We start from the raw sequence: 17,293 nt of genomic DNA on the forward strand, positions 1-17,293 counted from the left end.
TCTGATCGGCGCTGACTTTGGTGCGCTGCTGTGGGTTGTCGATCATGAATTGGATCGTGGCCAGTAGCGCATTGGGCTCGACCGTCCACCGGCAGGAAGAGGCCACTGGTCACCAGTGGGACGAACCTCATTCGACAACAGCCGCGCACTGGAACGCTCGACCACGGCTGTCGCCGGGCAGGTCACACTGACAACCGGGACCGCTGCGCGACCTGGGCCAGCGCCGAACGCCGCACCGGTGACCTCGCACCACGCGAACTCACGGTCATATCCCTGCACCGGACACACCACCCGCAGAGTGTCCGGACCGAAGGTCATCCGGTTCAAGCACAGCGAAAGACACAGGCCCACAACGGTTATGCCGAAACACAGGGCCACCAGCCCGACACCGAGGAACCCCGCAGGAACCAGCCCTGCAATCGCCCCGCCGGCCAGCGCCGCCCCGTACAGCGACACAACAAGAAACAGCAGAGTCGGCGCATGGGAGTAAGGGCGCCAGCCAAGCACCGCCACACCGTCGACGATCCTCACCGCCGGTCTTCTCGGTGTTCGGCTGGACGCCAGAAACATCAGGCCATTGATCCCCACGGCGACGTGTAGGAGGAGTGGCGGTCCGGGAACTGCGGCCAGAACAAGTACGCACGTGCCGAGCAACACATACCCACCCCCGCTCGAGCGGGGCCAGTGTTCGCCCCAGCGGTATTCCGCCGGTCTGCCGTCGGTCTGCGCCACGACAGCCATTATCATCGGCTGATCCGACCTTGTTTGCTGCTCTCCTTGTGTGGCTCGGGGCTAGAGGCGATGGCCAAAGCTGATTCTTGTGATGATCCCTTGCAGTGCACGGCTTTCCAGGTCCGCTAGGGACCAGGTCCACTCGAAATCCGCTGCGGCCCCGAGCCATCCGGTCCGCGCCATCCTAATCGACACGCACGACGGGATTACCGCCTTTGCGGAACCGGCGTGCGCGAACGTATTCCCGCCGAGAGATGTCCGACGAATTTACGTTATCGATCCACGGCAGGGTGCCAGGAGGGGCCTTACTCTGCGATCTTTGCAGGGGCCCGATACTACGGTTGCCTCCGTGAGGGTTGATGAAGATTTTCCCGAGGAGTGGGGCCGGACTCTCGTCGGTGAGGTCGAAACAGACAGCGATGGCGAGTGGTTTTTCTCGGATTGGTATGCGGTGGTGTTCCCGGGAGAGACGGTGGTGTACCCGGGCGAGACCTGGGGCGGCGTTGGGCGCCACCACAGGCAGGGATCGATTGCTCCGGACACCGTGGTGATTGCCTTCGGTGGGACGGTGGTGGCGCTTGCCGATACCGGCCACCTCCACCTTCTCAACCTCTATGTACACGACACCGAGTACTACCAGTTCGTGCGGTTGCGGCAAGTTCTCGATCCACGGCGGTGGGACGACATACCGTGGGCGCCGTTGCGGCCGGGGCAGTTACTTCACGCGTGGGACAAGTTCCACGGCCTCGACTACTTTCGTCTGCCGGGACGACCGCCGGTCGCCTACGGATACGCCGATCCCAGTCTGCCGGGGCTACCGGCCGCGATGAGCTACGGCGGGGACTGGTACGACCTGACCGCACAAGCCAACCAGGAGTACCCGACAGGTCTGCCGGCGGAGCCGGTCCAGGCATCCACGGCCAGGCTGTTGCGCGCGATCCACGAGAACGATTTCGCCACTGTCCTCGAACAACTCGATGCCGGTGCCGATCCCAACGCCGGTGAGGCCCCTGGTGGCGTCCACCTCAGCTTCTGCGAACCCCGTGCACCGACAGCTGTGGGAAACGCGTACTCACCCGAGATCGCCACCGCGCTGCGGAACGCAGGCGCCGTAGGTTGAACACCCGGGCTCCGATCAGCACGCCAACCTCGGATTCCGGTGTCGTTTCGTCCGGTCAGTGCACAGCAGCGGCAAAACAGGATGTTCGCTAGACCGATTCGGCCTGTCGTATCGAGCGGGTGTCAGGGATCGGACGCGGCTGTCCGTGGCCAGCTCGTAGCGGGGAGGTCGGTCAGGTGCTCGGCTGGGTAGGGGCCGCCGCTGTGGCATTCGATGTGCGCGGTAGGCGCATATCGTGAGTCGATCACCGTCCTGGACCGGATCGGTGTGTGAAGGGTGAGCGGGGTAGCTGGTGGTGCTGGCGAAGTGTCTTCCATGGCGGCATGGCGCGGGGCGGGTGATCAAGCGGTCGTTGATCTACTCGGCGGCCGATCCTGCGCTGCTGGCGCAGGATCGGGCGACGATCGTGGTGCACCGCACACGTAGTGGGTGGCAGATGCGATACAACGCCTACGGCGTTGTGGTGGACGGCCACGAGGTGGCGAAGCTGCGCAGAGGCAGGACCGTCGAGGTGTCGGTGCTTCCGGGTACGCACCGGGTCGAGTTGACCGTCAACTGGTCGGTGGCCAGTCCCAGCCGCCGAGTGACGGTGTCGGCGGGCCAGCGCTGCTACCTGGTGAACACTCCGAAACCCTATCTGCGGGCGCTGGCGACCGTCCACAGCCGCGAGTTCCTCACCCTGGACCTTGTGCCCGAACCACCGTCAGCGGCCGAAGACATACCGCGCGAGGGCATTTGACCAACATCACCTGAGCGCGGTCACTCTCCCAACCATCTGGCAACGACCGACCCGCGGCCGCCGGCGCGTGTAGGGCTCTGTCAGGTTGAATCTGCGGCTTCGCAGAACCAAGAATGCGGAGCCACCTCAAGCCGCACTCCCGGCCACAGAAGTGCGCCAGACGGGGTCAATCGGTCGCGCGCGCGGTTGCGTAGTCGGGGAAACGCGCGCCCAGTGCGGTATCGAACGCGGTGGCATCGACCAGAGAATCCCTTTTGTGGAACTGTTCGCGATGCAGGTACCAATCCATCAACGCCGCCGCATCCGAAGCCCGGCCATTCAGAAGGCACAACAGCAAGGTGCCGCGCAACAGCCTCGGGTCGGGGTTGGTCTCCCATGGTGCGATAGTGGGTTCGCGCGCCGTTCGCAACAGGGCGGGAAAGGTGGATCGTTTGTCAAACCATGTCCGGACCGGGCCACGAACGCAGGTCATGAAATCGGCTACCGCGTCGTCGACAACATCGGCGTAAATCATGATAGGAAACGTCGCCGTGTCATCGAGTAGCTCAAAGAGTCCACGATTGATGTCACCGCGACTGAGGCCTTCGCCGGGTAACTCTTCCATGAGCTTGTCGACGGCCGGTGAACCGATCCTCGCGGTACCCGACAGGCTCAGACCACCGTCATGTTGCCGCTCGATATAGGCGTCGAGCACTCGGGTCATGCCGGGGATCGGAGCCTGGGCAGGGTGAAGTGAGAGTTTCGTCCACAAGACTTTCTTGGTGCTGGGCCCCACCTGTGGTGGTCCGGCGAGGGTGTAGCCTTCGGCCTGCATAGCCCTTGGTAGGCGGGTGATGATCTGCTTGGTCCACGCGACCTGGAAACGTGCACCCACGCCCTAAATCCCCTTCCGGACAGCAACTTCTGTTTGCCCGCCAGTGCGTCTGCGAGCGTGAGCGGTGGCCATGCGTCGCGGGCCCGTTCGGACACTCGGCCGTGCTCGAATTCGGCGATAGTACCCAGGGACCTGGAAGAAGATATGCGCCCGATCGCGGTGGAGGTGTCGATGCCCTGATCGAGCACCACCAGCTCGACGCCGTGGCCCTGCCGTGTCTTCGATTAGCGGGGCGAGTCTCGCGGCGACGTGGCGCAGTGTCTCAAGCCGAAGGTGGCCGCTCGGTGCCGCTACGGCCCGCCAACCCAATCCATGCAAATCAGCACACTGCAGAACCTACGGATGCACTTGTCACCAGCGCCATTGGAGTTGGCCGTCGCCGAGGAATTCGAGCGAGTATGCCTTGTGGTCCAGTCCGTCCTGGGTCTTAATGGTCCAGGTGCCGTACTCGCACCAATCAACATCAGCCTGTGTCACGTCGTGGCGAGCCAACTGCTGTGTGCAGAGTCGGTCGTATGAGTCGTCGTCCTCGGGCAGGTCCTCGGTCTCGTTCTGCCACTGCAGGTAGCTGGTAGCCCGGTCCGAGCGTGCGCCCCGCGCGTGGTCGGAATCGTGCAAAGTGCCGGTAGCCCAGGGGGTTTCATAGGAGTATGCGGTGATCAAGCCGACGAGTTCCTGATTGCGGAACAGCTGCATCGGCGTTCGTAAATCCATAGGGTCAGGCTAGAGGAGCCACTCCGGGGCTCATCGTGCCCAGAATGCGACAGTGTCCGACTGGCTGCCGGATGACTGCGGTGTCGACTCTTTCCAAAAGCCCTCCCACCAGGAGCGATCGTGCGGGCGCTGGCGACTGTTCACAGTTCCGGGTTCGTCACCTTGGACTTTGTGTCCGAACCACCGCCAGCGGCCGAAGGCATACTGCGCGAGGGCATTTGACCAACACCATCCGAGCGCGATCACTCTCCCAACTACCCGGCAATTGGCGGCCTCCGAGTTCGATCGGGCCTGGATCGTCGACTGCTTGCCGCCCTTAAGGTGGTCGTGTGGCGCGGTCCAGGGTGGCGAAGTTGATGGCGTATGTGCTCGGTGAGCTGACCGATGCTCTTGCTGTCGAAGGTTTTTCGGTGAGCGGTCCGTTGGACGAGATCGGCTCATCGGAGGCGGGTGCGCGGTCCCCGTCGACGCGGTTGGCGTGGTTCGTGAGTCCCGAGTTGGGGATCCTGGGCGCGACGGCCGCGGCCGTCCACGCTCTCATCAATACCGATCGTGAGTCGGGTGGTGTGCGGTTCACCGGCACCGCGTACGTCGTGTCCGAGGCGGTTGACAGTGTTCTCCGGGAGTTCCCGGTCGCTGCTTTGGACAGGCGGTTCAAACCGGAGCGAAGCGCAGCCACAGCCAACATTCTCGATATCGCGGGTTTCGGCGATCTGGAGACGCCTCCGAAGCCGGATCGGCGTTTCTGGATGGTGACGGCTGAATACGGTGACGGTATCGAGAGGTTCATGAAGGATGTTCGTGGCCCGGTGAGGCAGTGGTTCGCTCAGCGTGACAGTCTGGGGAAGTTGATATCGCTTGCGGCGCAGCCGGCCACGGATCCGCCTCATCCTGTGCCTTCCCGGTTGCGGGGTGTGGTGGTGTTGTGTGTGCTGGACGGGCGAGCTGATGTGGCCGGGGAGATTATGGATTTCTATGTGCGCCGCGAGGCCTATCAGCGGCTCGATTCGCGGGAGCGCGCTGTTGCTTTCGACCAGGCGCTTCGGGAACGGTTTCCCGAGTACGCACTCGCCCGCGCCAGCCAGCATCCGTAGACCCACCGCAAGACGTGTTGGACAGGATTGGATTGCTCGAACAGCGCTACCCGGCGCTGACATCGAAGTGGGAACCAACCACCGGCATTCCGGTGGGAACTGCCGGCGGGGTCACGGCCGGAATCCGATGCTGATTCGGGTGGTGATCGGTTGCGGTGCGCGGTCCTGGTCGAGGCAGCTCAGCATTTCACGCACGGCCAAGACGCCCAGCCCGCGATAGACCGCGGCGCAGGAATCGACTTCGTGTTGTTCGATGGCGCGGACCACCACTCGCGCCGAGACCGGCTCGCCGCGGCGGCGGTCCGGGTCGTGGGTGCCCGTGCCCGCCAATTCGATCAATGCTCCCTCGGCGAGAGCGTCGTTGAGTTCGGTGTAAGGGCACGGTGCGCAGGCGAATTCGACCGATGATGGTTCGCTGTCGGGGATCGGCTCGAAATCCACTACGGCGTAGCCCCAGTCGGGCGCACAATTGCCCGGCGATTTCTTCGAGCGCACCGAGACTCCGCGCACCGGCCGGGCCAGCAGGATCGTCATGTCGCGATGATACGAGGCTCCGAACGGTCGAGCACCGATCTCGACTGTCACCCGCGGTCGACCCGAGGAAGTCAGTAGCGGGCGTCGTCCGGACCAGCCAGCGCCGCTTCTCGGGAAAACGCCCGGGCCGCAGGGGATCCGGTGCCGCCAGACGGGGTCAGCATGTCGTTGGGGTGCTGTAGCTTTCGGGCAGTGATCGCGGATCGGCGTGGTCCGCGTGAGTGGAAGGCGCGACAGTGTTGAGTGAAGAACAGGTCCCCGGCGACGCTGGTGCGCCGGTCGGTGGGGGCAAGCGGCGAGGTTGGGGGCGGTGGGTGCGGTTCGCGGTGCCGTTGGTCGGGGCCGTCATCGGGGTGACGGCAGCCAACTGGGGACAGTTGTGGCACTCCGGTCACGCCGATGCCGATGCCCATGCGGTGGTGGTGTTGCCCGCGGCGGTCGAAGGGTATGCGCAGCAGACCGATGCCGACGCCGCGGCGCTGGTGCGGCAGATTCTCGCGCAGGGCCAAGGCAAAGAGGGGGTCGGTATGCACGTGGCCGGTGTGTACGGGCCGGGTGGGTCCAGTGATGTGGTGGTTGTGGAGGCGTTGACCGGGCATGCGGGGCATCCGGATCAAGACATCGCTGACGATATCGACAAGCAGCGGGCCGCGACCGGGGTGACGATGAGTCCGGTGAATGCCGGCCCTTTGGGCGGAAAAGCCGTGTGTGGCACGGGCACCAGTCAAGGCGCGGCGGCGGCGATCTGCGAGTGGATCGACGCCGACACTTTCGGGCGCTTGGTCTGGAGCGGCGCGCTTGCCACGGACGGTCCGAGCCATCTGCAGGAGATCCGCGCCCAGATCGAACAGACCTACTGACGAAACGGCCAGCATCATGCGGACAGACCTCGACCGTGCACTCGCCGTCGTCCAGGCCGCGATAGCGTTCGACTGGACCTGGACCACCGACGACCTGCCCGCCTTCACTCACCGTGTGGGTTGGCAGGTCGAGGGCCTCGACCCACCGACGATCACCACCAACTTCGACGTCAACCGCACCGACGCAATGGCCTACCTCGACCACAAGCCCCGACCCGTCGGCCCGCGGTCGGTCCACCGCATCTGCTACTACTACACCGACGTCGCGCTCGACGACCCGAGCGTCAAACCGCAACTCGACGACGCGTTCAACACAATCGCCCCCCGAATACACGAACTCGCGGGGGAAATCCTGACCGAAACCTGGTCGCACAACGACACCCGGATGCTGCGCTGGGACCTACCGAACCTGGTCGTGAAACTCTGGGTCAACGACGGTGCCGGGTTGATCTATCTGGTCAATCCAGCGCGGCAAGCGCGTGATGACGAGTACGACCGAATGCTCGAGTCGGCGGAAGAAGACGCCGGCTGAAGCACCTTCCAAGTACGGGGGCCCGAGCGTACTGAACAGGAAATGGGCCCCCGCGAACCGATGACAAGTTACTGATTCGCGCGGTAGCCAATGGCAGACTCCGCATCACCCATAGAGGATGTTCAGCATCATGCGGGTAGATTTCGACCGCGCACTCGACACCATCCAGGCCGCGACGCCATTCGACTGAACCTGGACCATTGACGACCTGCCCACGTTCAGCGAACGCATAGGCTGGCAGTCCAGCAGCCCCGACGACAAGTATCCGTCCCTGACAATGAATCTCGACGTCAACCGCACCGACGCGAGCGTGTCGGTCGACAACACCGCCGGGCCCGATGTTCGACGTCCGCTCCAGCAGATGTGGTTTCATGCCAGCGACGTCGTTCTCGACGACCCGAGTGTCCAGCCGGAATTGGACCACGCCTTCGATGATCTCGCGCAGCGCGTGTTCGAAATGGTCGAGCAACGACCGACCGGCTGGTCGCTGGAGCCTCTGCGAAGTCTGCGCTGGGACCTGCCTACGATCGTGGTCACCCTGTACCTCAGCGACGCGTCGGTGACTGCCTATCTCGTGAGCCCCGACTATCAGAAATGGTGCGATGAGATCGAAGCCTCCGGCGACGACTAGCAACTCATCCTTCCAAGGGCCCGCGCCACGGCGGTGGCCACCGACCTGTTCACCGGGCGGCTCTCGGCGGACTTTCCATGTCGTATCTCGACCACCTCAGCTCTGCCGCAACGCATCTCACGACCGGCTGCCGCGGCCGACGCTGCAGCCGGTCCACCCAGATCACGCTCTGACAATCCGGCCTGCAGCCTACGGTCGATGCCGAAGTTGCAGCCGGGAGGGGATTTAGGGGTGGGTGCACGTTTCCACGCAGCCTCATCCTGTTACAGATCTGCCGTTGCCTGGTCGCCGTGCCCGGTGGCGGCAAGCAGTGCATCGACGAGGAAGACGTCCTCGGAGTCCTCGATCCAGGACTGGATATCCAGATCGGCTGGTGCCCTGACGTTCAGGCCCTGATGCAGGGCGGCAGTGACCTCGTCGGCCACCAGTTCGTACCCGCGGTAGTGCGCCGGCCAGGCCACGGTGCGATACCAGTTCACCGACTTCCCTTCCACCGGTGCGGACCAGCCTTGCCGCCGCAGCCTCGCCTCGGCCTGCTCGGGCATCCGATACTTCTCATCGAGCTGGCTGTTGTGCACGACCTCGCACCACGACCTGAAATTGTTCATATGGAAGCGGGCGTACACGCCCGAAGGGGCATCGATGACCAGGAACCCGGGGGCCTGCATACCCGACAGTGTCAATGCCAACGCCGAGGAGAACTCTCGCCACTCGGCACCGAAAACATTCACGGTATCCATATTCAGAATTCCCTCGAAGCGTCACCGGATAGGGTTGCCTGATATTCAGGGCTGTGCAGGCTCAGATGGATCGCTTGCGGGGCGGCGATGAGGTTTATCGTCACATTCTGTCCGTCCCAGCCTATCTCGGTCGAAGTCGTTCCCCGACAAGCAGAAAGCTGCCGCGGAGAGCTTCCAGACCCAGCTCGACGCCGAAATGCTCATGGGCCGCTACGTCGACCCCCACGCTCGTCGACGGCCCTTCGATCCACTGATCACCAAGTGGTTGAAAGCGACGTCACCGGACCCTGTCAGCCGAGAGAAGTACGCATCGCGGGCCCGCAACCACATCACTCCCTACTTCGGCGGCCGCTCGATCGCCGGTGCCTGCACGGTGGACACGGTGCGCGACTATGTGGAATGGCTCAACGGCCGCGGTATCGATCCCAGCTCGCAGGGTGTGATCTTCGATCATGTCGTGGCCATCATGGATATCGCGGTCGCCGAACGCACCATCCCGAAAAACCCGTGCCGGTCGCGGCTGATCAAACGGCCACGGGGGACAAGCCCGAAAATCATTCCCTGGACCGAAGACCGGCTGAACGCGATCTGGACCGCGCTGCCCGACCGGAACAAGATCGTCATCCCCCTCGGAGCGGGCTGCGGCATGCGGATGGGAGAAATCCTCGCCTTCTCACCCGACGACATCCGCCGCAAGGAGAAGGTTTTCGTCGTCCAGCGACAGATTCGCCGGTTGAAAGGCGGAGCCGTCTTTTCCCCACCGAAAGGCGGCAAGACCAGGATCGTGCCGATGGCCGAAGACATCCTCGCCGAGATCGACGCCTACATGGAAAAGTTCGAGCCGGTGAGCGTCACATTGCCGTGGCGGACACTGGACGGGCGGCCGGTATCGGCGCGCGTGTTGATGTCACGGACAGGCGATGCCCGGCCGATGTACGGCTACCTGTTCCTGGTGACAGTGTGGAACGCGGCTTCCGCCGCGCCGGACTCACCAAACGCGACCGTGGCGACGGCTTACACGCGCTGCACCACTACGCGTCATCCTGTCTGGCCGAAGGCGTTTCGATCCTCGAACTGGCAAACTATCTCGGCCACAGCGACCCCGCCGTCACCCTGAGACACTACGCACACCTCATGCCGACCAGCCACGCGCGCGCACGACAGGCAGTGAACGCGTCGTGGTCGGCTATCCGCACGCTGCCCGACAGCCACGATGGCGAACCCGAAAGTGCTGCGCAACGGCCAGCGGACGAAGACAATGCAACTCGCACAAGCGATATCGATCCAACGGAATCAGCTGCATAAAGGCATCGCTTCGATTGCATACATCGTCTCTGCCCGCCAAGCCATCTCGCGCATCCAGCGGCAGACGTACGTGGGATCGGTGGCCCGACCTTTCCTCGGGGTCGTGGCAGCCGGTGCCGCATTCGGCTGCGTCTAGCTGGCCTTGTTGTATGCCTCAATGCTGTCGGCCTGGATGCGCCCGCGGCTGGAAACGTTGTAGCCGTTGTTCTTCGCCCATTCGCGAATTGCGCCGGTCTGCTGCTTGTCCGCCGTGGTGCGCGTCGCGGCCCTTGCCTTGCCGCGGGGGATCCGGCCTACCTTGCGCGCGGGGCCGGTCCACTGCTCGAACACACCACGGAGCTTGCGCGCGTTCTTGGTCGACAGGTCGATCTCATACTCGACGCCGTCGAGGCTGAACAAGACCGTTTCCTCGGCTTTCGATTTGCCGTGCCGAGTTCCGGATAGTAATCGGCGGTTAGCTGCGCCGGGTTTCTGCGCGCGCGGCTACACCCACAATGACGACACCTTCGATGGTGTGCACGACGCTGCCGAAGGTGTCGACAGCCATCATGTGCAGCACATGATCACCACTGGTGAATCCCAGCGCGGCGACGAGCAGATAGAACAGCCCGCACACCCAGGCGTAGGTGAGAGAACGCGACCGGGTGGGAGCCGCAGCCAGCCCGGCGAGGCCGGTGATCAGGTGGAACAGGGCGTGCCAGCCGTTGACTGTGACTGGGATGAATCCCAGGAAGTTGATCGTGCACGAGGTCATCGATCCGCCCACGGCCATATCGGGGTAGATCCCGAACGCGATCACCCCGTTGGTGGTGAACCACGCGCCGACCGCGAACACGAAGAACTGCAACGGTGTTTCGAGCACGGAGTTGACGTAGCGCAGAGCGTGAGCGCGGAAGGCGGTGAAGAGCACGACGGGTTCCTCTGTGTTGATGTCCGGACGCACAGAACGCGTCCTTGGTTCTCGGCCGAACGCGGTACCGGTCTGTGCGGTTACCTGGTGTGCGCGGCGCGGCGTGCGCGGTCGGCGGCCGGGCGGTTGGCCTCGAGTTGGGTGCGTGAGTAGAAGGTTCGCCATCCCGGCTGGCCGAAGCGGCGGCGCAGCGTGAAGTAGACCGGACCGAACTGGCCCGCGACCGGCATGGGCAGCGTCCGCCAGAACAGGCCGTGCACCCGGCGTTCGATGCGGTCGAAAGTCGTTGTGCGCAAACCCATGTCGGCGTGGAACTTTTCGGGGACCCCGGCCAGGATGCCGACTCGCAGTGTGCGGGTGATCGGCAGTGATAAGACCCGCCACAGCGGCGTCGGCACCAAGCTCCAGCCGCGGGGCTTGGCCGGGTTGAGTGCGTTGTCGACGATGAACCGCACGCCTGGTCCGACCTCGAGTTCGGAGTCGACGATCGGCTGCCAGTAGTCGCAGAACTGCGTGTAGGTGTCGGGCAGGCTGCGCACCCCATAGCGGCGGCCGATCTCGTTCAACGCGCGATAAGCCTCTTCGCGCTCGCCCGCATCACGGAAGAGCCGGAATTCGTCGGCGATGTCGAGGCCGCCCTTGAGGATCGAGCCCCATGTCCAGTTCCAGACGTCCTTGTTCCAGGCGTGATAGGGGCTGCCGTCGGGCATGGTGCCGGCGATCGGGCGGTGCAGTTCGTGCAGGCCGTGCGCCACGTCGTCGGCTTCGGGGCCGGCGAACACGATGCCGAGGACCATCTCGTAGGTGCTGATCAATCGGCGGGTGGCGGCCTGCAGGGTGGGAAGCCCTTCGCTGCCGTTGAGCGCGCGGTCCTTCTCGCTGAGCACGTGCGCGATCTTCGGGTGCAGGGTCGGCATGATCAACGCGGGGACGTTGGCATACATCAGGACCAGCGGGTGTCCGGCGATACACCGCCCGAACGAGCCAACCGCCAGCGGGTCGCCCTCCATCCCGGCGGATGTGGAGTCCGGGCGGGCGGTGTCGGGCTCCACATCCGCGAGCTGCGGAGCACCCCCATCGACTGCGTGCAGTTTCGCCACGAGCAACTCTCCTTACCGGTGTCGACCGCCCTCCAACTGAGAAAACGGTCGTGTTCTCAATAGGATTTGACTGTAACACTCGGTAACAGGCATTCCAAGGTGTGTAGCCTCGGGAGGGCTCAGCGGCACGAATCGCGGACGGAAAGCCCTGTTCAGAGGTCCGCGATGAAGTTCACGCGCTCCTGGGGAGTAAGAACCACGCTCTCGAGCAGCACCTGCGCGGTCGGGACGATCTGCAGCAGCGTCGCCGCGGACGCGGTCCCGAGGTGTTGCACGACCAGCTCGTTCACGCCCCCCAGCGCCCCGATGAGCAGCGCGTGAGCTCCCGGCGAGGGTGCCGGGTCCGGTCCATGCCCGGCCCGTACCCGGCGCAGCCCCTCGATCATCGCCGCGGCGAAATCGGCTAGGCCCTGCGCACGTCGCGCCCGGATGCGATCGGTCGAGGCCAGCACTTCCACCACGAGACTCTGGGTAAACGCCGGCTCGGCGGCCAGCGCCGTCAGATACGCGGTCAGCCCGGCTTCGATCACACCGGCAGCGGTGCGCGCCTGGGCGGCGGCATGGCGCATGAGTTCGGTGAGGCGATCGACCGCAGCGTAGGTGGCCAGGAACGCTTCTTCCTTGTCCGGATACAGCTCGTAGAACGTCTTCGTCGAAATGCCCGCTCGCGTCGCGATCTGGCGCACGCTGGCCCCGGCATACCCCTTTTCCGCCACGACCTGCACGGTCGCCAGGATCAACCGGGAATGCTGGGAAGTACGGACCTGATCACGCGAGAGAGCATGACGATGGCGGGGCAGCTCCCGAGCCACCCCCGGATCCAACTGCGTGAACTGCGCCAGCGAGAGCCCCGCCCTGTCATCGACCGAATCACTCACCCCCCGACACTAGACCGCCAGGTCCGCCGCGATCCCACGCCAACACCGATGTACCGAAGAACACACGCACAGAATCCACCACCCGCATCGCACGGCCCACACGTGTGAAGCCGAGCCCATCCCCGCCGTCAGCGCGGGCGAACGACTGATCGCCACCACCGATACTCACGCATCACCTCAGTGCAAGTCTTCGGTAGTCGGCACAACGACCTCCACCAAAGGAAACGCACTATTCTGCCGCATATCGGGTGTTTCGACCGATCGGGACCACCCACGGAGGAGCTGTCGACTGCCCATCCGGTCACCGACAAACTGGCCTCTGAGATCCCGGGTCAATAACGATCAGAGGCGCCGACCAACGGACCACGTCGAACTGCCGCTCCCGTCAACGACGGTGTCATCTACGAGGCCGCGCAGGTCACGGCCTTAGGCCCGGCGAGGACCTTAGATAACGCGCCGGAAGATGTCGTCGGTCGACGCGAGCCAGCCCAAAATCGTTGCGACATGGTCCCGTTCGAGATCATCGAACGGGACCATGCTCTTGACGATGCTGGCAACCACAGCGGTAGTGGGCTGCATGCCGGTGGACCCTACATCGGCTCTCCGACAACCAGCCTGACTGTGGCTCGTCGTGTGAAGACTCGGGTGACTGACCACCGTATCTGCAACTTGATCAGGACGTCTGCCACCGACATCGCGCGGTATGTTCCATTACGGTGTCTTTGGTGGCCGGAATCGCGCGATGTAGGCGCGGGCGCGTGGCCGGGGGATCCTGAGCGAACTCTGCTGGGCTGCGGTGCCAGTGACGCGCACAGAACTCGTCGAGATCCATGGCGATCGGACGCTGGTAGTAGTCCGCGTCGGGCTCAGCTGCCCGGCTGACCTCGAGTAGTTCGGCAACCGGTGTCCATCCGCTGTGGTCGAAGGCCCAACTGCCGTCGCAGACGAAGACGTGACTCGGATCGGCAGCCGTGCGCGGCCACAGTCCGACGACGGTGAAGCGGCCACGATGCACCTCGATGAACTCGTAGGCCAGGATGCGGCATGCGCCGGCGGCGAAGAACCACTGGTCGTCTCGATGCCAGGCGAGATCTTGATCGAATCGCTCCAAGGGCGTGCGTCGCAACTCCGAGCAGGGGATATACATAAGGCCAGCGTGACCGATTCAGGCTGAAGTCAGCTCGAATCGACAGCGCCAGAGGAACTTTCGCCACGCCCGTTGGCCGAGTGCCATATCGTAGGTTGAGCCGCCCGAACCTCTGGGATCTGCCTGCATCTACGGCTATTCTCGGCAGGAGTGGGGTCGGCAGTGCCAGCGGCGAAGCCGCGGCGACCGGACCGGGGAGCACGGGGCATGCGCGATATCGGTAGGCAGGTAGAGGAGTTGTTCTGCGCGGCAGCCGAGATGCGCTGCTGCACAGCGCAAGTCGTCGCCGACGGCGCGGTGCGGGAGTTCGGCCAGCGGAGCGTACTGCAGGTTCGTCAGACCCGCCCTCTCGGCGCCGGGCAGGAATAGGTTCCACAGCCCCTGGCGGCGCGCCTAGGCGCGCAGTTCGGGCAGGATCGGCACCGCGGTCCAGTGCCAGCGGTCGTCCAGCTCCCCGAGCAGAGATGTGCGGCGAAGGTGGCCTCGTTCGGGTAGATGTGCTCGCGCAGAAAGGATTCCAGGCGTTCGACATTGTCGGCCGTGGTCGCGTCGTAAGCATCGGGCCGTAGACCGGGTTGATGCCAGCGTTGTTGACGAGGATGTCGATCGCGGGCCGAAGGTGTCGATCGCGCGCGCGACAGTGTCGCGCTGGTGCGCCGGATCGTCGCTGCTACCAGCGATTCCGAGCGCGCAGTCCGGATCACCCAGGTCGGCCACCGCGGCGTTCAACGCATCCTGCTTACGAGCCGTCACGCATACCCGGGCTCCGTCGGCGACGAGTGCTCGGGCGATGGCCAGACCGATTCCACGGTTGGCTCCGGTGACGATCGCGACAGCACCGGACAGGGAAGAAGCATGCACCGGTTTCTCCGATCGATCGATCGAACGATTCGGCAGTCAGGCCTACCCCGACCGCCCTTAGTTGATCGTCAGAAAACTTTCACAGTCCACATTGACTGTCAACACCAGCCGTGGAACGCCGGATCCGCGGCCCGTTCTCGGTCAGCTCGATGGCCGCCCGGGTCGTTCGAGGTAGACCTCGATCCACTGCTCGATGACGCGGTCGATGATTCCTTGGTCGTGACGCAGGATCCGCGCCAGCTCCAGGCCGCGCATCATTGCCAACAGTGATTCGAAGGTGGTCCTGGCGGTTTCGGGATCGTCGATCCGGGTGTACTCGTCGAAGATCCCGCGCAGCGCGGCGCCGAGTTGACGCTCCGCCGGCTGCAACGCGGCACGCAACGCGGCGTCGGTGCGAGCTGCCGTCCACAGCTCCATGGCCGCCAAGAATGCTGGTCCCGACATCGACTCGTACATCGCGTAGACCACCCCGCGCAGCGAATCCGGCCCGTCGTCGACCCCGCGAGCGGCGCGACGGATTGCGAGTAGCCGTTGGTCCGCAATGTAGTGAACCGCGGCGACGAGCAGTTCCTCCCGAGATCCGAAGTGGTGCAACAGCGCGCCTCGCGACACGCCGGCGAGTTCCTGAACCCGATGGGTGGAGGTGCCGGAGTAGCCACTCTCGACCAGGCACCGCATCGCTGCGTCGAGCACTGTCTCGCGGGTGCGGGCCCGCTGCTCCTGCCGAATTCCCGCCATCATCGAATGATAGACGGTCATTCCAAGAAGGCATTGACAGTCCGTATGGACTGTGAAACTGTGACCCGGAGCATATTCAACTCCGCATGCCGCTCACATGCTCGGCGTTGTCGAGGAGACCTGTCGATGACCCCCCGAACCCTCTTGACCCGATCGCTGTGGCCGGCCACGCCCGCACCGCTCATCGACCATGCTGTCGGAGACGAGTTGCGCGGCGCCGCGGCCACCGCGGGCGACCGCACCGCGCTGATCTTCGTGTCCGCGAACGCCCCGGCACGCTGCTGGACATACGCCGAGCTACTCCGCGACGCTGAATCCGGCGCCCACTGGCTGCTCGACCGGTTTGAAGCCGGCGACCATCTCACCGTGTGGTCACCGAACACCCCCGAATGGATCGTCCTGCAATATGCCGCAGCACTGGCCGGACTCATCCTGGTCACTGCGAACCCCGCCCTGCAGGACAATGAACTCGAATACGTTCTGCGCCAATCGCAATCGACGGGCGTCGCCTACGCGGCAACCTTCCGCGGCACCGACATGCGAGCCCGGGTGGCCAGCGTCGCACCGGCCGTGCCGCAGGTACGCGAGCACATCCCCCTCGATGGCTGGCTCGACCGGATCGCCACCCCGCGTCAGTCCGGGGCATCGCTGCCAGCCGTCGATCCGGACGGCCCGATGCAACTGCAGTACACGTCAGGGACCACCGGCTTCCCGAAAGGGGCGCAGCTCAGCCACTGTGCGATGCTCACCAACGCCGCCTACGTCCACGAACGGGCCGGCTCTCCCACCGGAACCGTCTGGGTCTCGGCGATGCCGCTGTTCCACACCGCCGGCTGCGGACTGGTCGGCCTCGGTGTGCTGACCCGGCGCGGCACCCACGTGCTGTGCGAAGCGTTCGAACCCGCGTTGGTGCTGGGCGCCCTACAGGAATACGAGGCCGACCGCTACCTCGGTGTTCCGGCGATGCTGCGGGCGCTGCTCGCGCACCCGACATTCGACACCTACGACTTCACCCCGCTGCGGGTGGTCCTGTCCGGTGGCGACAGCGTCCCGCGCGAGGTGATCGCCGAGTGCGAACGCCGCTTCGGCGCGGAATTCTCGACCGTCTACGGACAGACCGAACTCGCCCCGATCATCACGCAGACCGATCCGAACGACCACCTGGACGAGAAATACACGACCGCGGGCATGCCACTGTGGAACGTCGAGGTCAGTATCCAGGACGTCATCACTCGCGAGATCGCGCCGCTCGGTGAGGTCGGCGAAATCTGCGCGCGCGGATATCAGGCCATGCTCGGCTACTTCGACATGCCCGAACAGACCCGCAGCGCCCTCGATGCGGACGGCTGGGTCCACACCGGAGACCTCGGCACCCTCGACCGGCACGGCTACCTGCGGGTCACCGGACGGATGAAGGACATGATCATCCGCGGTGGCGAGAACATCTATCCCCGCGAGATCGAAGCCGTGCTGCACGACCACCCGGGAATCGACACCGCCGCCGTGATCGGCCTGCCCGACGAACGCTGGGGTGAGTCGGTCGCGGCCGTGATCGTGCCCAGCGAGCCGGGACTGCCGCTGAATCCCGCGGATCTGCAGGACTATGTCCGCGCTCACCTCGCGCCGCACAAGGCGCCGAAGACCTGGTTCATCGCGGCCCAGCTGCCCAGCAATGCGATGGGCAAGCTGCAGAAATTCAAACTTCGGGACCAGATCGCGAGCGGCGAGCTCGTCGCGCTGCCGGCCCCGGACGATCGCCGCTGACGCAACACCCCGACCGAGTT

The 17,293-nt window shown here is 64.6% G+C and carries 20 protein-coding genes and 2 pseudogenes; 8 read left to right on the forward strand and 14 right to left on the reverse strand.

From position 1 onward, the window contains the following. Positions 1 to 42: 42 nt before the first annotated feature. On the reverse strand, positions 43 to 531 hold the full coding sequence (locus NA3_RS36940) for a hypothetical protein (RefSeq protein WP_157126563.1): 489 nt from the start codon (positions 529 to 531) through the stop codon (positions 43 to 45). A gap of 520 nt (positions 532 to 1,051) precedes the next feature. Between NA3_RS36940 and NA3_RS14660 the strand changes: the two genes are divergently transcribed. Continuing rightward, entirely contained in the window at positions 1,052 to 1,852 is an 801-nt protein-coding gene (locus NA3_RS14660; protein ID WP_128145260.1) for a hypothetical protein, read from the forward strand. Positions 1,853 to 2,189: 337 nt separating this feature from the next. Continuing rightward, positions 2,190 to 2,591, forward strand: coding sequence for a hypothetical protein (locus NA3_RS14665; protein ID WP_128145261.1), 402 nt, complete (start codon positions 2,190 to 2,192; stop codon positions 2,589 to 2,591). Positions 2,592 to 2,757: 166 nt separating this feature from the next. On the opposite strand, the gene NA3_RS37675 is transcribed toward NA3_RS14665, so the two are convergent. Then, complete coding sequence (locus NA3_RS37675; RefSeq protein WP_167354992.1) at positions 2,758 to 3,465, reverse strand: hypothetical protein; 708 nt, start codon at positions 3,463 to 3,465, stop codon at positions 2,758 to 2,760. A gap of 351 nt (positions 3,466 to 3,816) precedes the next feature. After that, positions 3,817 to 4,179: a hypothetical protein gene (locus NA3_RS14675; RefSeq protein WP_128145262.1), complete on the reverse strand. Its 363-nt coding sequence runs from the start codon at positions 4,177 to 4,179 to the stop codon at positions 3,817 to 3,819. A 365-nt stretch (positions 4,180 to 4,544) separates the two neighbouring features. On the opposite strand from NA3_RS14675, the gene NA3_RS14680 reads away from it, so the two are divergent. Next, positions 4,545 to 5,273, forward strand: a complete 729-nt coding sequence (locus NA3_RS14680) for a hypothetical protein (RefSeq protein ID WP_157126564.1) — start codon at positions 4,545 to 4,547, stop codon at positions 5,271 to 5,273. 111 nt (positions 5,274 to 5,384) lie between these two features. Here NA3_RS14680 and NA3_RS14685 read toward each other — a convergent pair whose 3' ends face one another. Continuing rightward, positions 5,385 to 5,807, reverse strand: a complete 423-nt coding sequence (locus NA3_RS14685) for a hypothetical protein (RefSeq protein WP_128145264.1) — start codon at positions 5,805 to 5,807, stop codon at positions 5,385 to 5,387. Between the two features lie 236 nt (positions 5,808 to 6,043). On the opposite strand from NA3_RS14685, the gene NA3_RS14690 reads away from it, so the two are divergent. The 3 genes from NA3_RS14690 to NA3_RS14700 all read left to right on the forward strand — a co-directional run bounded on the left by NA3_RS14690 (position 6,044) and on the right by NA3_RS14700 (position 7,830). Beyond that, entirely contained in the window at positions 6,044 to 6,667 is a 624-nt protein-coding gene (locus NA3_RS14690; protein ID WP_128145265.1) for a hypothetical protein, read from the forward strand. A gap of 16 nt (positions 6,668 to 6,683) precedes the next feature. Next, entirely contained in the window at positions 6,684 to 7,199 is a 516-nt protein-coding gene (locus tag NA3_RS14695; protein WP_062964202.1) for a DUF6301 family protein, read from the forward strand. Positions 7,200 to 7,398: 199 nt separating this feature from the next. After that, positions 7,399 to 7,830, forward strand: a complete 432-nt coding sequence (locus NA3_RS14700; protein WP_220185806.1) for a DUF6301 family protein — start codon at positions 7,399 to 7,401, stop codon at positions 7,828 to 7,830. A 263-nt stretch (positions 7,831 to 8,093) separates the two neighbouring features. Here the strand turns inward: NA3_RS14700 and NA3_RS14705 are convergent, their stop codons facing one another. Further along, complete coding sequence (locus tag NA3_RS14705) at positions 8,094 to 8,570, reverse strand: TY-Chap domain-containing protein (RefSeq protein ID WP_062964204.1); 477 nt, start codon at positions 8,568 to 8,570, stop codon at positions 8,094 to 8,096. Between the two features lie 202 nt (positions 8,571 to 8,772). Here NA3_RS14705 and NA3_RS14710 point away from each other — a divergent pair, with 202 nt between their 5' ends. Then, positions 8,773 to 9,687, forward strand: a complete 915-nt coding sequence (locus tag NA3_RS14710) for a tyrosine-type recombinase/integrase (RefSeq protein WP_218021825.1) — start codon at positions 8,773 to 8,775, stop codon at positions 9,685 to 9,687. A gap of 320 nt (positions 9,688 to 10,007) precedes the next feature. Here the strand turns inward: NA3_RS14710 and NA3_RS14715 are convergent, their stop codons facing one another. The 9 genes and pseudogenes from NA3_RS14715 to NA3_RS14740 form a co-directional block, all read right to left on the reverse strand. Beyond that, positions 10,008 to 10,205, reverse strand: coding sequence for an Lsr2 family DNA-binding protein (locus tag NA3_RS14715; RefSeq protein WP_439956182.1), 198 nt, complete (start codon positions 10,203 to 10,205; stop codon positions 10,008 to 10,010). Then, positions 10,179 to 10,283: pseudogene (locus NA3_RS39460) on the reverse strand (Lsr2 dimerization domain-containing protein); the annotation flags it as partial. The gene NA3_RS14715 and the pseudogene NA3_RS39460, both read right to left, overlap by 27 nt. Before the next feature lie 46 nt (positions 10,284 to 10,329). Further along, positions 10,330 to 10,785, reverse strand: coding sequence for a DUF4383 domain-containing protein (locus NA3_RS14720; protein ID WP_167354993.1), 456 nt, complete (start codon positions 10,783 to 10,785; stop codon positions 10,330 to 10,332). 80 nt (positions 10,786 to 10,865) lie between these two features. Then, entirely contained in the window at positions 10,866 to 11,885 is a 1,020-nt protein-coding gene (locus NA3_RS14725) for an oxygenase MpaB family protein (protein WP_062964208.1), read from the reverse strand. Between the two features lie 152 nt (positions 11,886 to 12,037). After that, positions 12,038 to 12,763 (reverse strand): TetR/AcrR family transcriptional regulator, encoded by a 726-nt coding sequence (locus NA3_RS14730; protein WP_084491565.1) that lies wholly within the window; start codon positions 12,761 to 12,763, stop codon positions 12,038 to 12,040. A 444-nt stretch (positions 12,764 to 13,207) separates the two neighbouring features. Further along, positions 13,208 to 13,342, reverse strand: a complete 135-nt coding sequence (locus tag NA3_RS39050) for a hypothetical protein (RefSeq protein WP_258562183.1) — start codon at positions 13,340 to 13,342, stop codon at positions 13,208 to 13,210. 94 nt (positions 13,343 to 13,436) lie between these two features. Then, positions 13,437 to 13,910 carry a hypothetical protein gene (locus tag NA3_RS38595; protein ID WP_062964210.1) on the reverse strand — a complete coding sequence of 158 codons (474 nt, stop codon included), beginning with the start codon at positions 13,908 to 13,910 and terminating at the stop codon, positions 13,437 to 13,439. A 553-nt stretch (positions 13,911 to 14,463) separates the two neighbouring features. Next, positions 14,464 to 14,771 (reverse strand): annotated as a pseudogene (locus tag NA3_RS39140) (SDR family NAD(P)-dependent oxidoreductase); the annotation flags it as partial. 141 nt (positions 14,772 to 14,912) lie between these two features. Continuing rightward, positions 14,913 to 15,530 (reverse strand): TetR/AcrR family transcriptional regulator, encoded by a 618-nt coding sequence (locus tag NA3_RS14740; RefSeq protein ID WP_227995211.1) that lies wholly within the window; start codon positions 15,528 to 15,530, stop codon positions 14,913 to 14,915. Between the two features lie 105 nt (positions 15,531 to 15,635). Here NA3_RS14740 and NA3_RS14745 point away from each other — a divergent pair, with 105 nt between their 5' ends. Beyond that, positions 15,636 to 17,273, forward strand: a complete 1,638-nt coding sequence (locus NA3_RS14745) for an AMP-binding protein (protein WP_062964211.1) — start codon at positions 15,636 to 15,638, stop codon at positions 17,271 to 17,273. The last annotated feature ends 20 nt before the right edge of the window (positions 17,274 to 17,293 follow it).

This window comes from Nocardia africana NBRC 100379 (genome assembly GCF_001612635.1).
Lineage (GTDB): Bacteria > Actinomycetota > Actinomycetes > Mycobacteriales > Mycobacteriaceae > Nocardia > Nocardia africana.